The 18834-nt window shown below is 56.1% G+C and carries 16 protein-coding genes; 11 read left to right on the forward strand and 5 right to left on the reverse strand.

Annotated elements, in window-relative coordinates; translation table 11 throughout:
* Positions 1–104: 104 nt before the first annotated feature.
* Positions 105–920: a ParA family protein gene (locus SH678x_RS00990; RefSeq protein ID WP_496921013.1), complete on the reverse strand. Its 816-nt coding sequence runs from the start codon at positions 918–920 to the stop codon at positions 105–107.
* Positions 921–1021: 101 nt separating this feature from the next.
* Complete coding sequence (locus tag SH678x_RS00995) at positions 1022–1582, reverse strand: hypothetical protein (RefSeq protein WP_496921014.1); 561 nt, start codon at positions 1580–1582, stop codon at positions 1022–1024.
* A gap of 17 nt (positions 1583–1599) precedes the next feature.
* On the opposite strand from SH678x_RS00995, the gene SH678x_RS01000 reads away from it, so the two are divergent.
* The 3 genes from SH678x_RS01000 to SH678x_RS01010 all read left to right on the forward strand — a co-directional run bounded on the left by SH678x_RS01000 (position 1600) and on the right by SH678x_RS01010 (position 4311).
* On the forward strand, positions 1600–1956 hold the full coding sequence (locus SH678x_RS01000) for a hypothetical protein (protein ID WP_496921015.1): 357 nt from the start codon (positions 1600–1602) through the stop codon (positions 1954–1956).
* A 161-nt stretch (positions 1957–2117) separates the two neighbouring features.
* Positions 2118–3212 (forward strand): 3-dehydroquinate synthase, encoded by a 1095-nt coding sequence (gene aroB, locus SH678x_RS01005; protein ID WP_496921016.1) that lies wholly within the window; start codon positions 2118–2120, stop codon positions 3210–3212.
* A 319-nt stretch (positions 3213–3531) separates the two neighbouring features.
* On the forward strand, positions 3532–4311 hold the full coding sequence (locus SH678x_RS01010; RefSeq protein WP_496921017.1) for a class I SAM-dependent methyltransferase: 780 nt from the start codon (positions 3532–3534) through the stop codon (positions 4309–4311).
* A gap of 47 nt (positions 4312–4358) precedes the next feature.
* On the opposite strand, the gene SH678x_RS01015 is transcribed toward SH678x_RS01010, so the two are convergent.
* The gene (locus tag SH678x_RS01015; protein WP_496921018.1) at positions 4359–4967 is read right to left on the reverse strand and encodes a metal-dependent hydrolase; all 609 of its coding nucleotides are present in this window, start codon (positions 4965–4967) and stop codon (positions 4359–4361) included.
* Positions 4968–5147: 180 nt separating this feature from the next.
* Here SH678x_RS01015 and dprA point away from each other — a divergent pair, with 180 nt between their 5' ends.
* The 7 genes from dprA to SH678x_RS01050 all read left to right on the forward strand — a co-directional run bounded on the left by dprA (position 5148) and on the right by SH678x_RS01050 (position 15318).
* Positions 5148–6260, forward strand: coding sequence for a DNA-processing protein DprA (gene dprA / locus SH678x_RS01020; protein ID WP_496921019.1), 1113 nt, complete (start codon positions 5148–5150; stop codon positions 6258–6260).
* A gap of 171 nt (positions 6261–6431) precedes the next feature.
* Entirely contained in the window at positions 6432–8120 is a 1689-nt protein-coding gene (locus SH678x_RS01025) for a DUF7453 family protein (protein ID WP_496921020.1), read from the forward strand.
* 86 nt (positions 8121–8206) lie between these two features.
* The gene (locus tag SH678x_RS01030; protein ID WP_496921021.1) at positions 8207–9952 is read left to right on the forward strand and encodes an autotransporter outer membrane beta-barrel domain-containing protein; all 1746 of its coding nucleotides are present in this window, start codon (positions 8207–8209) and stop codon (positions 9950–9952) included.
* 146 nt (positions 9953–10098) lie between these two features.
* Entirely contained in the window at positions 10099–10830 is a 732-nt protein-coding gene (locus SH678x_RS01035; RefSeq protein ID WP_496921022.1) for a hypothetical protein, read from the forward strand.
* Between the two features lie 236 nt (positions 10831–11066).
* Positions 11067–12263: a hypothetical protein gene (locus tag SH678x_RS01040; RefSeq protein ID WP_496921023.1), complete on the forward strand. Its 1197-nt coding sequence runs from the start codon at positions 11067–11069 to the stop codon at positions 12261–12263.
* A 175-nt stretch (positions 12264–12438) separates the two neighbouring features.
* Positions 12439–14556 carry a beta strand repeat-containing protein gene (locus tag SH678x_RS01045; RefSeq protein WP_496921024.1) on the forward strand — a complete coding sequence of 706 codons (2118 nt, stop codon included), beginning with the start codon at positions 12439–12441 and terminating at the stop codon, positions 14554–14556.
* 117 nt (positions 14557–14673) lie between these two features.
* Positions 14674–15318 carry an MIP/aquaporin family protein gene (locus SH678x_RS01050; RefSeq protein WP_496921025.1) on the forward strand — a complete coding sequence of 215 codons (645 nt, stop codon included), beginning with the start codon at positions 14674–14676 and terminating at the stop codon, positions 15316–15318.
* 90 nt (positions 15319–15408) lie between these two features.
* On the opposite strand, the gene SH678x_RS01055 is transcribed toward SH678x_RS01050, so the two are convergent.
* Both SH678x_RS01055 and SH678x_RS01060 read right to left on the reverse strand, forming a co-directional pair.
* Complete coding sequence (locus SH678x_RS01055; protein ID WP_496921026.1) at positions 15409–15609, reverse strand: hypothetical protein; 201 nt, start codon at positions 15607–15609, stop codon at positions 15409–15411.
* 268 nt (positions 15610–15877) lie between these two features.
* Positions 15878–16405, reverse strand: a complete 528-nt coding sequence (locus SH678x_RS01060) for a hypothetical protein (protein WP_496921027.1) — start codon at positions 16403–16405, stop codon at positions 15878–15880.
* Between the two features lie 495 nt (positions 16406–16900).
* Here SH678x_RS01060 and SH678x_RS01065 point away from each other — a divergent pair, with 495 nt between their 5' ends.
* Entirely contained in the window at positions 16901–18772 is a 1872-nt protein-coding gene (locus tag SH678x_RS01065) for a CRTAC1 family protein (protein WP_496921028.1), read from the forward strand.
* Positions 18773–18834: the final 62 nt, after the last annotated feature.

Genomic DNA, 18834 nt, shown 5'->3' on the forward strand with positions numbered 1-18834 from the left:
TTTGCCGCCGCGGAAGAACCGCTACAGATTAACAGCCTGTCAGAATAGCCGGGCCGCAACGCGGGCCCGGGTACTGGAGAGGCGTTGCTCTCCGGCGATTGTCATCACGCTGCGGCGCGAAGCTCACTGGCACTGTAAAGTGTCACGACCTCGTCACATAAAGCCCGATAATCTTCCGCCCCGGCGGATTGGGGCGAGTATTGGAAGATCGATTGCCCGAAGCTGGGTGACTCTGCGAGGCGAATATTCCGGCGAATTCGCGTGGCGAACAGATGCACGTCCTGCCAAACGCCCTTCTTACCTCGGGCATCCTGAAAGAACGCCGCGACGTCGCTGGTGACTTCCGAGGCGAGCTTAGTCCCGGAGTCGAACAAACAGAACATCACCCCCGCCAACCGCAGGCGGTCGTTGAGACGCTGGGCTACAAGATTGATTGTCTGAAGCAATTTGCTCAAGCCATGCAGAGCCAAAAAGTGTGGCTGTAGCGGAAGAAACACGTCGTCCACAGCCGAGAGCGCATTGATCGTCAAAATACCCAGCGACGGTGGACAATCGATCAATACATAATCAAACTGATTCGCCACCGCGGCGAGCTTGTCGCGCAAGATCAACTCTCGGCCCACTACGCCGGCAAGTTCCACTTCCGCGGCAGCCAAATCGATGTGCGATGGCGCGACCAGCAAGTTGTCTCCCGCCGCATGCCAAACGTCGGCCAGCGTGGCGTCGCTTGTGAGCAAGTCATAAACGCTTAGCATATCGGGCTCGTGGCCAACACCCAGATGCAACGAGGCATGGGCTTGCGGATCCATGTCGATCAAGCCCACGCGATAGCCTTGGGCAGCCAGCGCAGCACTTAAGTTGACGGCGGTTGTGGTTTTACCCACGCCCCCTTTTTGATTAATGATGGCAATCGAGCGCATGGCGTCCTCTTTCAATCTCAAGCGAGCCGTAGGACTTGTCCCCACGGACCTACGGCGGAATTGGCCGCGAAGTATAGAAAAGCGCCGCGACGGTTCCCAGGTCAGTCCGCCTCTTTGCTAGCATCTAAATTCGAGTGAAAAGCCTTAATGCTCGCAAAATATTCCCGCAGAGTTTCCGCCATCGGCTGGCAATCGACGCCGCGCAAGTTGTCGCTCCGTTGGTTCAGTCGACCGAGCATGCTGAAGTCTTCATTGAAGAGCAACGTCGCCGTGCGGCCATCACCAGTGAATTGCAAGCAGTAGCGCCACCCTTCGCCATTCTTTAAAGACTCGCTCACCGGTTCCTCCCAGCGGTAGTTGCGGTCGCTGAGAATGGAGTTTCGCAAGTGAACCATGCCCGGTGCTTGAGTCACATTCTTAGGTAGGACCCGATAAAAAGTTTGACCCAAAATGGCCAACTCACGATCGCCCGTTTCTTTCGACATTTTGTCAGCAAGTTTAAATGCACTCACGTCCGATGGCCGCGCAATCAGTTCCGCGAAGTTGGGCCCCCAAAACGTCGTCGAGCGGTGGGCCGTTTCGTAGCGATACCACCACGAGAGAACCCCCGCGAGGAGCGCGAGGCCGAAAATCCCGAGAACAAGTTTGGTGCCGGATTGCATGTGATGATTTCGCCAAAATGTTTGCTGGTCCGCCGCGGCGGATTACGCTGCCGTGGGTTTGGGCCGTCTTTTTGATCCTGCCCAGCGCGAGTATACTGGCAGTTTACCCGATTCTCCCCGGACCCTACCAGGAAGCCGAGCCCTCCATGGCCGACACGTTTGATTCCTATCGCGAAGCATTGGTTGTTGAAACTGCCACGATTTGGCCCGAGGGGACAGAGCTCGATCCTCGCGAGCGTTATCAACTGGAAGCCGTCCTCCATGCCCACCCACAAGAGGCCGCCCAATTGGAATACGTTCGCATGCACACGGGCTTTTGCCGCAAGATCATCGTGACCGACGAAGACCTCGCACGGGTGACTGCCGCCAAGTGAATTTCATAAAGTCATCCCGAGGGGAGTTCTGCGACCCGTGGGATCTGGCCTCAGCATGGATACGCCCTCAATCCGAGTTGGTGCTGCGAACCAGATTCCTCAGTCGGCAAGCCTCCTTCGGAATGACAAGTACAATCCTCTCTTAAATCCGAAAGTTTTTAGTGTCTCAGCCGCTCATTACTACGCGCGTCGATCTTGCCGAGCGGAGCTACGATATTCAAATCGGTAGCGGCAACCTTGAGCAGTTGTCTCCCTTCTTGCGTGAGCGCTGCCAGGCCTCGCACGCGGTGATCATCACCGACGATGCGGTCGACGAACTCTACGCCGACAAGTTGGGCGATCAACTCACCGACGACGAGTGGGAAGTTCATTTGCTGACGGTCGACGTCGGTGAGCTCAGCAAAAGCGGCGACGTTGCTCAAGAACTTTGGGAAACGATGCTTGCCGAGGGGACGGATCGCAAATCAATCGTGATCGCTATCGGCGGCGGCGTGGTTGGCGACTTGGCGGGGTTTGTCGCCGCGACGTTCGCGCGCGGGTTGCAATTCTTTCAGGTCCCCACAACGTTACTCGCCCAAGTGGACAGTTCCGTCGGTGGCAAAGTGGGGATCAATCTCCCCGGCGCGAAGAACATGGTCGGCGCTTTCTGGCAGCCCCGTGGCGTGCTGATCGACGTCGACGTACTCACTACGCTTCCCGACCGCGAGTATCGCGCGGGGCTGGCGGAAGTCGTGAAGTATGGCGTGATCCTCGATGCGGAATTCTTCAGCTATTTGGAGCATCACGTCGACGCGATCAACGCCCACGATCCCGCCGTGCTCACCCGCGTGATCGAGCGTTGTTGCCGGCTCAAGGCCGACGTTGTGGAACAAGATGAATGCGAACTGACCGGCTTGCGGGCGATTCTCAACTACGGCCATACGTTTGCCCATGCCTTTGAAGCGGCGGGTGAATATGGCTTGCTACTTCACGGCGAAGCCGTCGCCATCGGCATGGAATGCGCGGCTCGGTTGGCCTATCGCATGCAGCGAATCGACGCCGAATTCTTAGCCCGGCAAACGGCGCTGCTTGAAGCGTTGCAACTTCCTACGAAGGTCCCCGATTTCGACGGCGAGGAACTCGTGCGTATCATGCGTCGCGATAAAAAAGTCGACGAAGGCCGGCTGCGGTTCGTGCTGCCGACAAAGCTAGGGCACGTCGAATTGGTGAAGGATGTCCGGGTGGATGATGTGCTGGCGGCGCTGGAAGACAGTTAACTACTCATATTTAAGCGAATGTCGGCTAATTCAGCTCCAACGGCAAACTATCTTCTCGCTCTGGACAAGCGAGGGCGCACTAATTAGCCTTTTAAGAGGCCCTGAGAACGTCGCGCTTGGGGTAATACTCGTATAACTAACAGCTCATATTATTCGAACGAACGTGCAATCACCCATTGTCGTTCAGAGCTTGGTGACTACGTATTTATTCTGACAATCCTACCCTTAGGCTGAGCAGACCGTGGATTTAGATAGAGTTTCATGTTACCTCTGTGGCGGCACTCAACAAGACCCTTGGGGCGTCGAAAAAGGCTACACGATGGGCAAGTGCCGCGGTTGCGGGCTGGTCTATCTCAATCCGCGGCCGGTCCTTGATCAGATTACGGAAGCTGCGCGAACTGGACTTCACGAGTCAGAATCGAATGATCTCGTCGTTATAGGCAAATACTCGACAGAACGTGTGAACAGATATCGAACCAGATTACAAAACCTGTTCGCTGGGGATGAACTCGCAAAAAAGCCTTGCCGTTGGCTCGACATTGGCGCCGGTTTTGGTGAGTTGCTACAAGCGCTCAGAGAACTGTGTGCCGATGGTAGCGAATTGCTGGGAATCGAACCCTGTGAGCCTAAGGTCAACAAAGCAAGAGAGTTGGGTTTGCCAGTAGAAAATAGACTTTTAAGCGATGTCGTTGGGTCGTTCACGCACATATCTCTGGTCAACGTTTTTTCGCATTTGCCCGACCCGATCGAGTTTCTTAACGAGTTGAAGCCGTTGATGGCTCCCAACTGTCAGATTTTGCTTGTGACCGGAAATGGCGGCGATCTTCCCCGCAAGGAATATCCAGGGATGCTTTCTCTCCCTGATCACCTTTCTTTCGCGGGCGAAGACAATCTGCACGTTATCTTCGAGAGGGCCGGATTCCAAGTAAAGAAAATTGACAACTACCCACACCCCGGACCTAGAGACGCATTTGTCGTGGGTTTCGCCAAAAATATTGTGCGCCGTTTGCTGGGCCGCGATACGGTGCCGCTACGTGCCCCAAAGAATTCAAGATTCAGGTCGCTTTGGATTCTCGCAGAGCAAGTTAATCGCCAATAAGTTCCACAGCATACCCATTTGGCGATAACTGGCTTACTGCAGATCGGTCATTTCGTTTGTGCCGTTCTTGCCGAGTTGCGCGTGGAAAAAGCTGGCCACCGAAAAACGTGTTTCCAGAACACAGCAAACATTAATAACGGCCCGAAGGTCAGGAATTCAAAGAGGGCAACCTTCACATTGTGCATACTGAAAACATCGAGCTTATTACCCGGCGAAAGCCAGGGCACCGGCCAGGACATGCGATAGTCGAATAAAGGCCAACTGACTTCTAGGCCAATCGCGTGATTGTACAACGAATCAAGCAGAATGTGGCTATACCAAGCGATGGCTCCCGCGATAAGCGTCGTCGGTGTAAACGGCGGGCGACCTCTGTATTTGAACGCGAAAAAGCCGCCGATCAGCAAAATGCCAAGCGTTGTCATGATCAAGCTGTGGCTGATCCGGTAATCATTGTGACCCCAATAGGGGAACGGCAGGTCCGGCGCACTCGCCAACAGCGCGAACACACCAAGCGTGATGGCCTTTTGCTTGGGAGGTGTATCACGCGGCAGAGCCAAATAGCCGATCGCGAGTCCAGTGAGAGTGTGGCCGATGGGGGTCATGAAATTTAATCGCGTCGATAGTCGATAGTCAATTGATTTTTCTGGAACTTCCATTATATCCATTGCCGGCAAAAATGGTGTGGCACGAAAATTTCTCCGTAATCCGAGGATCAAGTTCCTGCTAATAAGACCGCTGAAACCAAATTTGCAGGTCAAGCCCCCCTTTCTTCTACTGGAATCAGTAAAGCTGTTTTTAGTTGCTTTCGCCTCGTCCCCGCATTATCGTCGGCACTGATGGAAACCGCCGACCCCCAGCTTCGTGACCGACTTTGCCTGGCGATGGTCCAGGGCGTGGGGCCGCTGGCCATGCAGCGTTTGCTCGCGCATTTTAGTTCGCCGACTTCCGTGCTGGCTGCGTCGATGGGGGAATTGCAATGTGTTCCCGGCATCGGCACGACGCTGGCCAAACGCATCACCAACGCTCGCGACGAAATTGATGTCGATGAGCAGATTCGCATCGCGGCGGAACATAACATCGCGATTCTCACGCCCGCCGACAGTCGCTATCCCCATTTGCTCAAAGAACTGCCCGATCCGCCAGCCGTGCTGTTCGCGCGGGGCGAATTCAAAGAGATCGATGGACTTGCCGTGGCGATTGTCGGCACGCGCCACGCCAGTCGTTATGGCACGAAGCAAGCCGAGTCGCTTGCCACGAGTTTGGCTTGCGCGGGTTTTACTGTTGTGAGTGGGATGGCCCGCGGTATCGATACGGCCGCGCATCGTGGTGCGCTCGCCGCCGGTGGTCGCACGATTGCGGTCCTCGCCAGCGGTGTGCTCGCACCTTACCCACCCGAGAACGCGAAGCTGGCCGAACAGATTGCCGCGCAAGGTTGCGTCGTGAGCGAAGCGCCACCCACGATGCCGCCGATCAGTGGCATGTTTCCCCAACGTAATCGCATCATCAGCGGGCTCACTTTGGGAACGATTGTCGTTGAAGCCGCCGACCGCTCCGGGGCGCTCATCACCGCGCGGCATGCTGGCGAACAGAATCGCCAAGTCTTTGCCGTGCCGGGGCAAATTGATAGCCCGTTGTCCTCGGGCCCGCATCGCTTGATTCGCGACGGGGCAAAGTTAGTGACTTGTATCGACGACGTGCTGGAAGAATTGGGCCCCCTGGCGACGGCCGCCCGCCGCGATGACGGCACAACAGTCCGCGCGCCGATTGAAGTGACGCTCAACGAGCAAGAAACACAAGTTCTGCAAGCCATCGAACCGCGGGGTTCGCTGATCGACGAAATGACGGAAGCCTCGGGCCTACCGGTGCAGCGCGTGTTGGCAACCGTGAGCGTGCTCGAAATGCGCGGGCTGGTGCGCAAGGTCAGCGGGAATCGGGTCGTAAGGCTGTGAATCCATAGAGCCGTAGGTTTCCCAATCAGACGGATTACCCGGTGTTTGCTCGGCGATTGAACTGCGGTTATGCTACACCCGCCCGCAATCGCGTTGAATTAGGCGACGGACAGAGGCCGCGCTTGTGGGACCTCATCAGACACCACACTTCTACTCTTTAAGGCGGCTTCGATGAAATCAGAACGAATTGCAATCCTGTTCTTGATGGTGTGGCTCTTGTTGATTCTCGGCGGGCCGGTCGCAGCTCAAACAGCGGCGCCACCGGCGATCCTAATCAATTCAGGCTTCACCCCCGCGCCGGATGGCAGCATCTACGTCTTGGATTCTGTCATGGTTCCCATGCTCAATAACTCCGGTCAGATCGCGTTCCGAGCCACACTCTCCGGTACGAGCTCTCCCACCGGCATTATCGCCGGAACGCCGGGGTCGCTAGAGATTGTAGCTAAGACAGGCACCGCTGCCCCGTCCGGCGGCAACTACAACATCCTTAACGAGCCCGTGTTCAATTCGAACGGTCAAGTGGCGTTTGTTGCCACCACGAGTGCGAGCGGCAACGGTCAATTCGCCCACACCATCGGCTCTGCAACGACGACCGCCGCTCTTGTGGGCACCCCCACTCCAGCCACTGGCAACTACGCCACCCTCAATGCCCACCCGGTGGTCAATGCCTCCGGGCAGGTGGCGTTCCTCACTCGCACGAGCTTCGATGACTTCGCCATTTTCGCCGGCACCCCCGGCACGACCTTAACGACGGTCGCCCTGCAGGGCAGCCCCGCTCCCGCCGGCGGGAATTACTCGCAGCTCGGCAACCCCGCGATCAACTCGCAAGGAAATGTGCTGTTCGGGGCGTCGCTCACCGGCGGCTCCGCCGGAAGCGGCCTCTTCTTCGGCACCCCCGGCACGACGCTGACCACCGTCGCACTTAACAATAGTACGACTCCGGCCGGTGGAGTCTTTGGTCCCTTCAGTGGCCCACCTGCCGTCAATTCGGCCGGACAGGTGGCATTTGTCTCCAATCGCAACGGCGACTTCAACAGCGCCCTCTTCGCCGGCACCCCCGGCACGACAATGACCACCGTCGCAGTGATGGGCGATGCGGCCCCGGCGGGAGGCAACTACTCCGCGATGTTCAGCCCCGCGCTCAATGCCGCCGGGAACGTGGCGTTCCTCGCCAATCTCACCGGCGGCACATCGAACCGCGGCATCTTTGTCGGCACTCCTGGCCAAACTTTGCAGACGATCGCGCTGCACGGCGCCGCTGCCCCCAACGGAGGCGGCGCCACCTACAGCGGTCTTAGCAACCCGTCGCTGAACGCTTCCGGTCAGGTGGCATTCACCAGCATCCTGACTGGCGCGGGTGTGAACTTTTCCAACAACGTCGCGCTCTACGCGGGAACGCCGGGCAATGTCGTGCAGATCGTCCGCACCGGCGATCTGGTGGACATCGATCCCGGCCCGGCCGTGGACAATCGCGTCGTCAGCGCGATCACATTCCTTTCCGGTGGCGGTTCCGTCACAGACTCCGGCGGTCAGGACGGCCGTATCAGCAGCTTCAACGACTCCGGCACCCTGATCTACCGCCTGGACTACACATCCAGCGGACGGGGCATCTTTATGTCCAACATCGACCCGGTCAGCACGCCCGGCGACTTTGATGGCGATGGCGACGTCGATGGCCGAGATTTTCTCGTGTGGCAGAGAAACGCCAGCGTCGGTGATCTCGCCGACTGGCAAGCGAATTATGGTATCGGTGCATTGACCGCGGCGAGCACCGCCCTACCGGAGCCGGGGTGCGCATTGTTGGGAGTGGGTGTGGCGATGATGTTATTTGGCTTCCGCCGGGGGTATGTTGGCAAATAGAAAAGAATAAATATGGCGGCCAAAGGGTCGGCCTCGAAGACAACTTGGAATCATTCGGGCACTAACTCCAATAGGGTCGATCCACCATGAAAATTTCTCCCTTCGTCCAGGCTTGTTTCTTGATGTTGGCATTGAGTCTGCCGGTGGCCGCCATCACGTCGAATTGGAATAGCAACGCTAGTGGCAGCTTTATCGACGCCACCAAATGGTCGGCGGGTGTTCCCTTGGTGAACGATACGGCTGTATTCAATCGGAATCTCAATATCGAATACGCCGTGACGTTCCCAGGCCGGCCGATTCTTAGTCCGCTCACTCGCGAAGTCCGTCAACTGATTGTGGGGACCAACACGGTCAGTTTTTCGGACTCGGTGAACTTCAATCAATTGCCTGCTAACTTCGCGATTGACGCCGCGAACACGTTGGCCGAGGGGGCCTTGGTTATCGGCACTGCTGGGACGCAAGGCGAACTCAATACCACGCTTAGCAATTTTTCCACAAGCTCGGTGATTATCGGTAACACCAGTGTTGGCCTAAACAACGGGGGAGTGCTCAATGTCAATGGCGGTACGTTCAATGTGACCGGTTCGCGGGAACTGGGTGACGAGTTGATTATCGGCGACGATGATTCCGGCGGCAGCTTAAACATCACTGGCGGCGCGGATGTCAATGTCACTGGTGGTACGCACGCAAACATGGTCATGGGTCGGGGTGGAACCAATAATTACGCGACGGTCAGTGGGGCTGGTTCGACTTTGACTATTAGTGGCAGTTTAAGTATCGGAAAAGAAAATTTTTCTACGATCTCGATTGAAAATGGCGCGCAGCTGACCAGCGGAGAGGCCGTGATGGGTGAATCCTCGTTCGTCGCTTTAGGCCAAGCCATTGTTGACGGTGTGGGGTCAACCTGGACTAACAATGGTGACATCGTGATCGGCAAACTCGGCCTGGGGCAACTTTTTGTTTCTGGTGGCGGCCAGATGCTTACCAGCGGCAGCGCCTATCTCGGGGAATTGAGCGGTGGTGTTGGCCGAGCATGGTTTGCTGGTGCCGGGTCGAGCTGGACTATCGGCGGAAACCTATTGGTTGGCCGCACGGGTACCGGATCTGCGAGCCAACTCAGGGTCATTACCGGTGGTTCTATCGCAGTCGCTGGCACGCTCACGGTTGCGCCAACCGGAATTATCGAGAGCAATAGCAACATTTCGGCGGACATCTTGAACAGCGGCATCGTCGATCCCGGTTCCGACTTATCCATTACCGCAGGTGCCTTGCAGCTTGACGGCAGCTACACGCAAACTGCCGCTGGCAAACTAAAATTCGATATTGGCGGCACGATACCCGCGACGAATTACGATCAACTACTGGTCAGCGGCGGTGTATCACTCAACGGCACTCTGCAGGTGCTGTTAACCAACTCGTTCGTGCCAAGCGTAGGTGATGCATTCAACATTATTGACGGAGCGAGTCTGAGTGGCACATTCAATAGCTTGCAACTCCCATCGCTCCCCAGCGGCATCAGCTGGAACGCCACACAACTCTACACGACCGGAAGACTATTGGTAACCATCGCGGGTGATTTCGATGCCGACGGCGACGTGGATGGGCGAGATTTTTTATTGTGGCAGCGCGGAGGTTCGCTCAATCCTTTCAGCGCGACAGACCTCGCCGATTGGCAAGCGAACTACGGTATGGGCGCATTGACTGCGACAATCATCGCCGTGCCGGAGCCGAATGCATTGATTGTCATGATTCCCGCGATTGGCGTTGCTGTTTGTCGCCTGTGCCGCCGCTCGGTTAAATCGAGTACGTCGGAGTTTGACAAACTACCTTAAGGGGATAACTAATGTTTCCGAGAGTAACTCTTAATTGCGCTGGCTCGCGCACCTTGCTAGCCCTGGCAATCGCAATTGTTTTCTTGTCAAAACTAGTGGCTTCTGAATTCCATACAGTCGACATTTCGAGCCAGTTCAATACTGATTTGCGTACATCATTCGGTGGATCGCAGTACCCAGTCGCGCCGATCACGATCTCTGTCGGCGGGGTACCGTTTGACTTGAAACCACTGGCGAATACTGCCAATAGCTTGGGCATCGTAATAAGCCCGCTGGGTCCCTACAGTCTTGTGTTTCCAGTCAATCAGTCCGATGTGGTCGCAGTCTACACACTGATCAACTCAGGATTCGGGACATTCGGAGCCAATAATGGCCTCGTGGAGGCAATCGGCACTGGGGGAGCCTACGCCAGCTTCGACCTCGTGCAGGGGACGAATATCCGTGACCACGCCCAGAACATCTACAACAACCTCGTTGGTCCGGATATTGAAACTGCGAACTACGGATCTGTGCGTCTCGACCGACAGGTGCTGGTACTGCCACTAACGTTCCAAGGACAAACGCTCACCGAGATTCGACTCACAGGAACGGCAGGCAATCCGTCCGGCGTACCGTTCGTCGCGGGGATGACTGTGGAAGTAACTGAGCCGGGCGATTTTGATTTCGATGGCGACGTCGATGGGCGTGACTTTCTGAAATGGCAGCGGGGGGAATCAACCAATCCGTTTAGCGCGGGTGACCTTGAAGATTGGCAAGCGAATTATGGCGCGGGTGCGCTCGTGGCAGAAAGCTTCGCAGTGCCGGAGCCGGGGAGTTTGATGTTGGTTTGTGCGTTTCTCGCTGTGTTACCCGCTCGGCTTCGCAGCCCACGACCTTAGCCGGATCGCCACGCGATCCCGGATTCCTGCCTACGATCCTTGGTTTATAAACGGAGTTGGGACACCTCCGGCTAACGCCGTTTCTTCAGAGTAGATCGCACTCTGTGTCGAATTTGTTGCCGATCAAGACATAGAGCGTCCTTGCCAGGCTGCGAATTACGACACGGAGTGTCGTCCTACAATGGTCAGAACTTATTTGATTGCACTCGCTACGATTTCCAGCCACAATTGGGAGCATGGTGAATCGCATCGTTATTTGCGGGCTGTTTTTTATGCTGCTTGTCCTGGCAGCGATTCCCCTGCGGGCCGCCACTATCTATATGCAGGACTTGGGCGCTGACTTCGTCCCCCAATCCGGTAACGCCCAGGGCGACATTGTCGGTTACAAACTTTCCACCAACCAAGCCGCCGTCCGCCGAGCCAACGGCACAATCGAAGATTTAGGAACCCTAGGTGGTTCACAATCCCGCGCGACAGCCATTAGCGATGACGGAAGCATCATTGTGGGCTGGGCGCACAACGGAAGCGGAGTGCAGAACAGTTTCCGTCATGAAGGCGGGACAATGATTTCAATCCTAAGTGACGCTCCTAACCAAGCCGTTGGAGTTGATGAACAAGGGAATGTCTTTTTGAACCGGCAAGCCGGCTCTAACTCCATCCGTCGCTGGAACCGCTCCACTGACACTGTAGGTATCCTCGTCAACAACGCCCAAACCTCCGGCGTAAATTTGGATGGAAAGTTCGTCGGTAATCCCGGTGGAGGTTCTTTTTACAATGATGGCACTCAGCACAACGTTTTTCCGCTAAGCTATGTCCCGTCTGCTGGCCTCTCGGACAGTGACCTAAGCGCCGGCTCGCTCTCCGGCTCTGCCGCTTATTATCGTTTGGGCGATCCCTTCGCATTAAACATTCCCAATATTCTTACGCTCGGTGCGACTTCGTTCGCCACTGGCGTAAACGATCTTGATCGCATCGTCGGTGATACGGATAGCACTGTGTTCTTGTATTCTCTCTTCGATAACACGCTCACCGACTTGAATGCGGCCGACTTCCAAGGGGCGAATACCTTACTCATCGATGACATCTATGGCATAGCGGATAACAACATCTTCTTCGGGAAATATACCGATTTAGATAACCAAACGCGTTATTTCCGCGGCTCATTAGAGGATGTGTTCTCCGAATTCACGCCAGGCGACTTCGATCTCGACGGCGACGTCGATGGACGGGATTTTTTGACTTGGCAGCGAGGGGAATCGACATATCCGTTTAGCGCCGGTGATCTCGCTGATTGGCAAGAGAACTACGGCGTGGGTAGTCTCACGGCAACGAGTGTCGCGGTGCCCGAGCCATCATGCCTATGTCTTTGGAGTGTCGTCCTGGTAGCCGCGAGTTTCAATCGACGAACAGCTCACTATCCCCACTCCCGCTAGATGGGGGTGACGGTGAACCGCATGAGGGATTAATCACCGCTGTTTGTGAACGTCTCGAAGCTAAGTTACAATCGCTCCTCCGGTTGCGCGGTCCTGATTTGGCGGCGATCTGCTTTCGCCAAAGGTTGCGCACCACGGCTAGCCATCGACTCGTCCCACTCGCGAGAGCCACGCCATGATTGCCAACTTGAGATTCTCTACGCTCGTTCGTATTGCTTTGCTCCTCAGCTTGTTTACTGCCTATTCGGCGAATGCACACGCACAAGTGTTCTGGACCGGCGCGGCCGACCCTTCGCCACCGAACGGCGTTTATAACAATCCTGGCAATTGGAGCGGCACCTTCGGCCTCGTCCCTGGCGGGGGGGATTTTGCGATCTTTAATGCCGACGCCACATACACGACGACGTTCACCGGGAATCAGGGGCTCTTTCATGCGTCGGTCCGCGGTGGTCAGGTCTCTTGGCTAAGCGACTCGGCCACGGTTCGCCAATTCACTCTTAACATATTGAGCGCTGGTGGCCCCAATCAGACGCTCACGATCGGGTCATCAACGAAACCCATGCTCGTGACGAGTTTCAATCCGATCGAAGCGGGGACCCTGATCACGATCGGCAGTGGGTCGATCGCCGTCGATGGCGCGAACTCGGCGCTCAATGGCCCGAGCATCCTCTTGGGAAGTTTCAATGGTTTCGACGGTACCTTGCGTTATCAAAACGGCGCGCAAGGTTTCATCGGCGGCGCCATCGAACTGGGGAACGCGGTGAGCGACGGCAGTGACGGACTACTGGAGATCCTCAGCGGTGCTGATCTCACGAGTGGCAACATCAACCTCGCCACCACGACTTCCACCGCCACGGGCACGTTCAATGTCAGCGGCGCCGGGTCAACGCTCCTGCAAAGCGCTGCGTCGACGCTTACTGTCGGTAGCGCCACCGGCGGGGTGGGGACAATCAACGTCAACAACGGCGGCACGTTCACCAGCGGCAGCGGACTGATCACGGTGAATGCCACGGGCACGATCAATCGCACCGGTACAGGTGTGTTTAACGTCGCCGGGAATCTACTCCTCGACGGCGGCAAGTTTCTCACCCCGGGCGGCAGCTTCAGCCGCGGGGCCGGCCAGTCACTCACCGTGCAAAGCACGGGCCTTTTTGACGGTAATGGCGTCACCGGTACCAACTCGGATGCAAATAACATTGGCGGTCCTGGCGGGACGGGCGCGAGCCTCACTATCGACGGTGGTATTGTTACGCTCGGCGATCAATCTTCCCTGTCTCTTGCTGGAGGTGCTGGGGGATCCGGTGCCTTGGTCTCTGCCTTAGGCGGCGGTCCTGGCGGTGCTGGAGGAACTCTTCAAGTTAACAGTGGCTCACTGGTGATGAACGGCGACTCGATGATCACCCTCAAAGGAGGAAACGGCGGTTCTACACGGGTTCGACCTGGCGGTGGCGGTGGTTCAGGCGGCACCCTGGGAGTGTCGGCAGGCACGTTCACAATCAATAGTGGGACGGTGTCTCTTGCGGGAGGATTGGGTGGAGGCGGTAACATTGCTGGCAGCCCTGGCGCGGCGGGTCAAATTAACGTCACAGGCGGTACATTTACGATGAACGGCGGCGTGGTTACCACGGGCTCATTCACCCGCTCGGGCGCCGGCGTCTTCAACTTCACCGGCGGCGTGCTGCACGCCACGACCTTCAACGGCAATCTAGTGAACAGTGGCGGCACACTTGCGCCGGGGACTTCGCCCGGCACAACCACCGTCAACGGCAACTACACGCAGAACGCCGGGGCTTTGGAAATTGAACTCGGCGGCACGAGCGCCGGGCAGTTCGACAAGCTCAATGTCACGGGGAATGCCACGCTCGGGGGACTGCTGGAAGTGAATCTGTTTGGGAGCTTCATGCCTATGCTCGGCCAATCGTGGGAGATCATCGACATCGCCGGCACTCTTAGCGGCAACTTTGTAGGTCTCGCCGAGGGCGCGCCGTTTGCCAACTATGGCGGCACGCTGTTGACGATCAGCTATACCGGCGGCGACGGCAACGATGTGTTTATCAACACAGTCGCAGGCTTGGCTGGTGACTTTGATTTCGACGGCGATGTCGATGGCCGCGACTTTCTAGTCTGGCAGCGGAACACCGATGTCGGCGATCTGGCCTCGTGGCAAGCGAACTACGGGGTGGGTAGTCTCACAGCAACGAGCGTTTCCGTGCCCGAGCCGAATGCGCTAATTCTCATAACCGTCGCGCTGTTCTTTGTCGTTCGTTCCCGCGAGGCGAGTATTTCTCGGTAGACGCCATTAGCGAGAAATTTGACTATCCAGCCAGCAGCCGCTCTGGCAAAATAGCCCTGGCTCGCGAACGACTTTGAAGGCAGATTCCCGCTTCACAACTCATGGAAAGGAAATGCGATGTTAATTCGCAAGTTAGTCACGGAATTGATTGGCACATTTTTTTTGGTGCTGACGATTGGCTGTGCTGTCATTTTATCGGCTGACGCAGGTCGAGGAATTATTCCACCACTTGCGATTGGTTCCGCATTGATGGTGATGGTCTATGCGGGTGGTCATCTTTCTGGGGGCCATTACAATCCAGCCGTTTCTCTGGCCGCCGTCGTGCGTGGTCGTCTGCCTGCCGCCGAAATGGTGCCTTACTGGATTGCACAAATCGCTGGGGCGTTGCTCGCTGCCGGGACTGCCAAGTACCTAACTGGCGGTGTTGAAAATACGGCAGCACCACCAGCCGATTTGGCAAAGGCCGGCTTGGCCGAGTTTCTGTTTACGTTTGCCTTGGCCTATGTTGTGCTAAATGCTGCTACCGCCAAACCGACCGAGGGAAACTCGTTCTACGGTTTGGCCATCGGCTTCACAGTGCTCACGGGTGCCTTTGCCGTGGGTTCGATTTCCGGCGGGGCTTTCAATCCTGCGGTTGCCGTGGGAGCAGGAACACTCGGGCTGTTCCATTTGTCTTCGATATGGGTTCATATTGCTGCTGACCTCGCCGGCGGGTTGGTGGCAGGTTTGGCCTTTAATTTTCTTAATCCCGACGATAAGTGAACTGTAAAACAAATCGCTTTAGTACCTTGTTGTTCGGTAGGTAGCGAATCTATCTCACCATCCCCCGTGCATCGACCGGCAACTCATGAATCATTCGGTCGGTGGTGCGCACCGCGAAACGTCGATCACACCATGTTCTTCGTTGAGTGACGCAATCCGCGCTGCGGGATATTCAAGGACGATCCCGTAGCCGCTTTCCGGATGTGAAAAGCAAGGATCACGGGCGAGCGTCTTCGACCCGGCGTCGACAACGATGGCGACGTTGATGGCCGAGATTTTTTGAAATGGCAACGCGGGGGAATCGACAATTCTTTTTAGCGCGGGTGACCTTGAAGCTTGGCAAACTGAGTATAACGTTGGTTCACTTTCCGCCCTGGACGCTCTTGCCGGAGGTGGGACACCTCCGGCTAACGCCGTGCCCGAGCCGGGATCATTGGGGCTCATGCTGGCCCTTGTACTGCCAACTTTTTCCGTAGGCTAGGTTCCCGCAGACAAATGCACGAGCTGAAACCTTATGTCAGGCCGAGCCTGACATAAGGTTTGAATTTATCGTTTGGCTTTAACTACTTCGCCAACGCGCGAATGCAACACCCACGCATGCCAAGCCGAGTAGAACGGCACTGATGGGTTCGGGAATCGGTATGCAGGTATGGTCGTACAAACCGTCGAAGACGATTGGCACTTCCGAGGTGATCTCGAAATGAATGCTCACCTGCTGGGGACAGAAATCCAATATGTAGGGACCGCCCTCAATGTGATAAGGCAAACCGTCGGCAGGCCGCACGTTATGGTAACCAAATGGTGGGGGCGGAATGAGAACCGTCGCGCCCGTGGAATCGACATAGTCAAAATAAACCAGAATGTCGAAGGTCGTTGGCGCAGTCACCAGGCTCCTGGCAGTACCAACAAATTGAAAGACTTTGACGGCTGGATCAGGGGGGATGTGGTTCGTGAAGTGAAAATCGAAGACAGGCGGATCACCGGGCGTCCACTGAATGAGTGGAATGGGATCTTGGTCGGCGCGAGTTTGGGCAGTCGTCATCAACGACAAGATTGCCGCTAGGAAACAAAGCTTGAAAGATTTCATGAGCGTTCCTCCGAGAGAGTGTGGCGAAGAGAGCCTTGAAAGAGAGTCGGAACGCCTCTGAGTATAAGTCGGTGTGATAGCTAATCAATCAATCGGCGACATAAAAACTCAAAAATTCAATATGCCATAAAATACCTAGAATGTGTGGAGTTTCGCATGGTCGATCGACAGATACGGCTTCGGCATCCAGTTGATTCACGTCGAACGTGCGTTGCTGATGCTGTTATCGTGCTTCTTTGGTCAGTGCAAGATTTCTCATGATTTGGTTGTGACCTAACACACGCCTGGGGTAGCCATTTCGTTGTGGCGGCCTGTCTCTTACCCGGCCGGGAGGAACTGGCGAGTCTTTAGGTGAATGGACTAAGTCTTCACTTTGTTCCCGCTCCCGCGCAGCAGTTTCGCTCTTTTGCGAGAACTCACACATGTTTTTGTTGCGATCTGCGACCAAAGCGAATATCGTGAGGCGAGATTCACTTTGTCAGGGAGTATCGACAAATGCCAGTATCGGATCGTCGCATTCTGTGCGCAATTGCTTTTTGTGTCCTCACCAGTCATTTGCTGGCAACAGCTACTTATGCGGCGACCTTCACCGAGCAGGGGGCGACGGTCCTCGGCGGGTTGAACGTTTCCGGGCGGAGCGCATCGCTCGCCGACATCGATAACGACGGCGATCTCGACGTGTTCTTCCAAGGGGGAGGAACAGAAAGCCAGAAAATGCTGCTCAACAACATCATTGGCACGGGTTCGTTTACGTTCACCGACATCACGGCCACGATTCTGCCTAATCCCACGCTACAAGATTCGTGGAGTGCCGCGTGGGGTGATTACGACGGCGACGGTAGGATCGATGTCTTTGTCGGACAAGATAATAACACGAACTCGGCTGGTGTTTTGGCGGGTTACGACAAAGGCGACGTTCTTAAGAACAATTGGCCCGCACCTTTCACCAATACCAGCGTCGCCACGGGCTTAAATGATGCTGAATTCCATCAGAATGAAGCCTGGGTCGATATCGATAACGATCACGATCTGGATTTGCTCATCGGCATGGAAGGTCCCGCCAAGCATCAGATTTATTTGCAAGGTCCAGGCCAGCAATTTACTGCCGTGGGCGCCGCAGTCGGTTTTCAGCAAGATTTTGGTTGGAAGGGCTATGGTATGGCTATCGGCGACACCGATGGCGATGGCGATTTGGATGTCTATATTTCAACCTGTCGAGCCGACAACAATATCCGCAATAACTTTTACGAAAATCAGCTCTTGGAGACGGGTTCACTTGGTTTCATCGATATCGCTGGCGACAGCCCCACCGATCCCAACGGGAATGGCACGCAAAATTTTCGCAACACCTACGGGGCCGAGTTTCTCGACTTTGATAACGATGGAATGCTCGACCTGTTTCTCGTGGGGGCCGACGGCGAAAAGAGCAAGATCTATCGCAACGATGGTGGTAATAATTTTACCGACGTCGATACCATTACGGGACAAGATTTGTTGAGCGATACGGGGAACGATCTCAATGGGGGTCGCGCGGTCGATTACGACAACGACGGAGACCTTGACCTCTATTTCCATAGCAACATCCGCAGCTTTGGCTCGTCGCCTAAAAATGACGCCCGCAAGTTATATCGCAATGACGGCAACTGGCAGTTCACCGATGTGACCGTTGCCGAAGGGATCGCCGCCGGCATTGAAGGGGCCTACGACAGCGCATGGGGAGACCTGGATCGCGACGGGGATCAGGACTTTATCGTCCCCAACAATTTGGGCTCGGTTTCCAACCCTCTCCCTGAGCGGGTGTACGTCAGCAACGCCTCGACCAACGGCAATCACTGGCTGTATGTGGAACTCGAAGGACCCAGTTGGAACACCAGCGGCATTGGTGCTTCGCTTTACGCAACCCTGTTTGAGGGGACCCCCGAGGAAGTCACGCTCCGCCGCGAGGCGAACACCAACGCCGGCACGTTCAATCAAAGCGACTTGCCCGTGCATTTTGGTTTGGGGGCGGCTTCGATTATTGATGAACTCTTGATTCAATGGCCCGATGGCACGACCCAGCGCTTGTTCGACGTCGCGGTGGATCAATATCTCACGGTGACGATTCCCGGCCCTGGCGACTTCGATGGCGATGGCGACGTCGATGGCCGCGACTTCTTGGCCTGGCAACGGGGCGGTTCGCCCACGCCGTTCAGTGCGGGTGACCTAACGACATGGCAAACCGAGTACAACGGGGGATTACTTTCCGCCCTGGACGCTCTTAACGGTGGGGGGACACCTCCGGCTAACGCCGTGCCGGAACCGGGGACACTCTTGTTGCTCATGGGAGGTTTGCTGATTTTAGGGCAGCGGCCTGCTCGGGAGAGTTGAATGCAGGGCAGGCTGCGACGGCCTCATCGATTATTATCTTGCTAAGTTGTAGTATTTGCGCT

The sequence above is a fragment of the Bythopirellula superficialaquae genome, assembly GCF_059632245.1.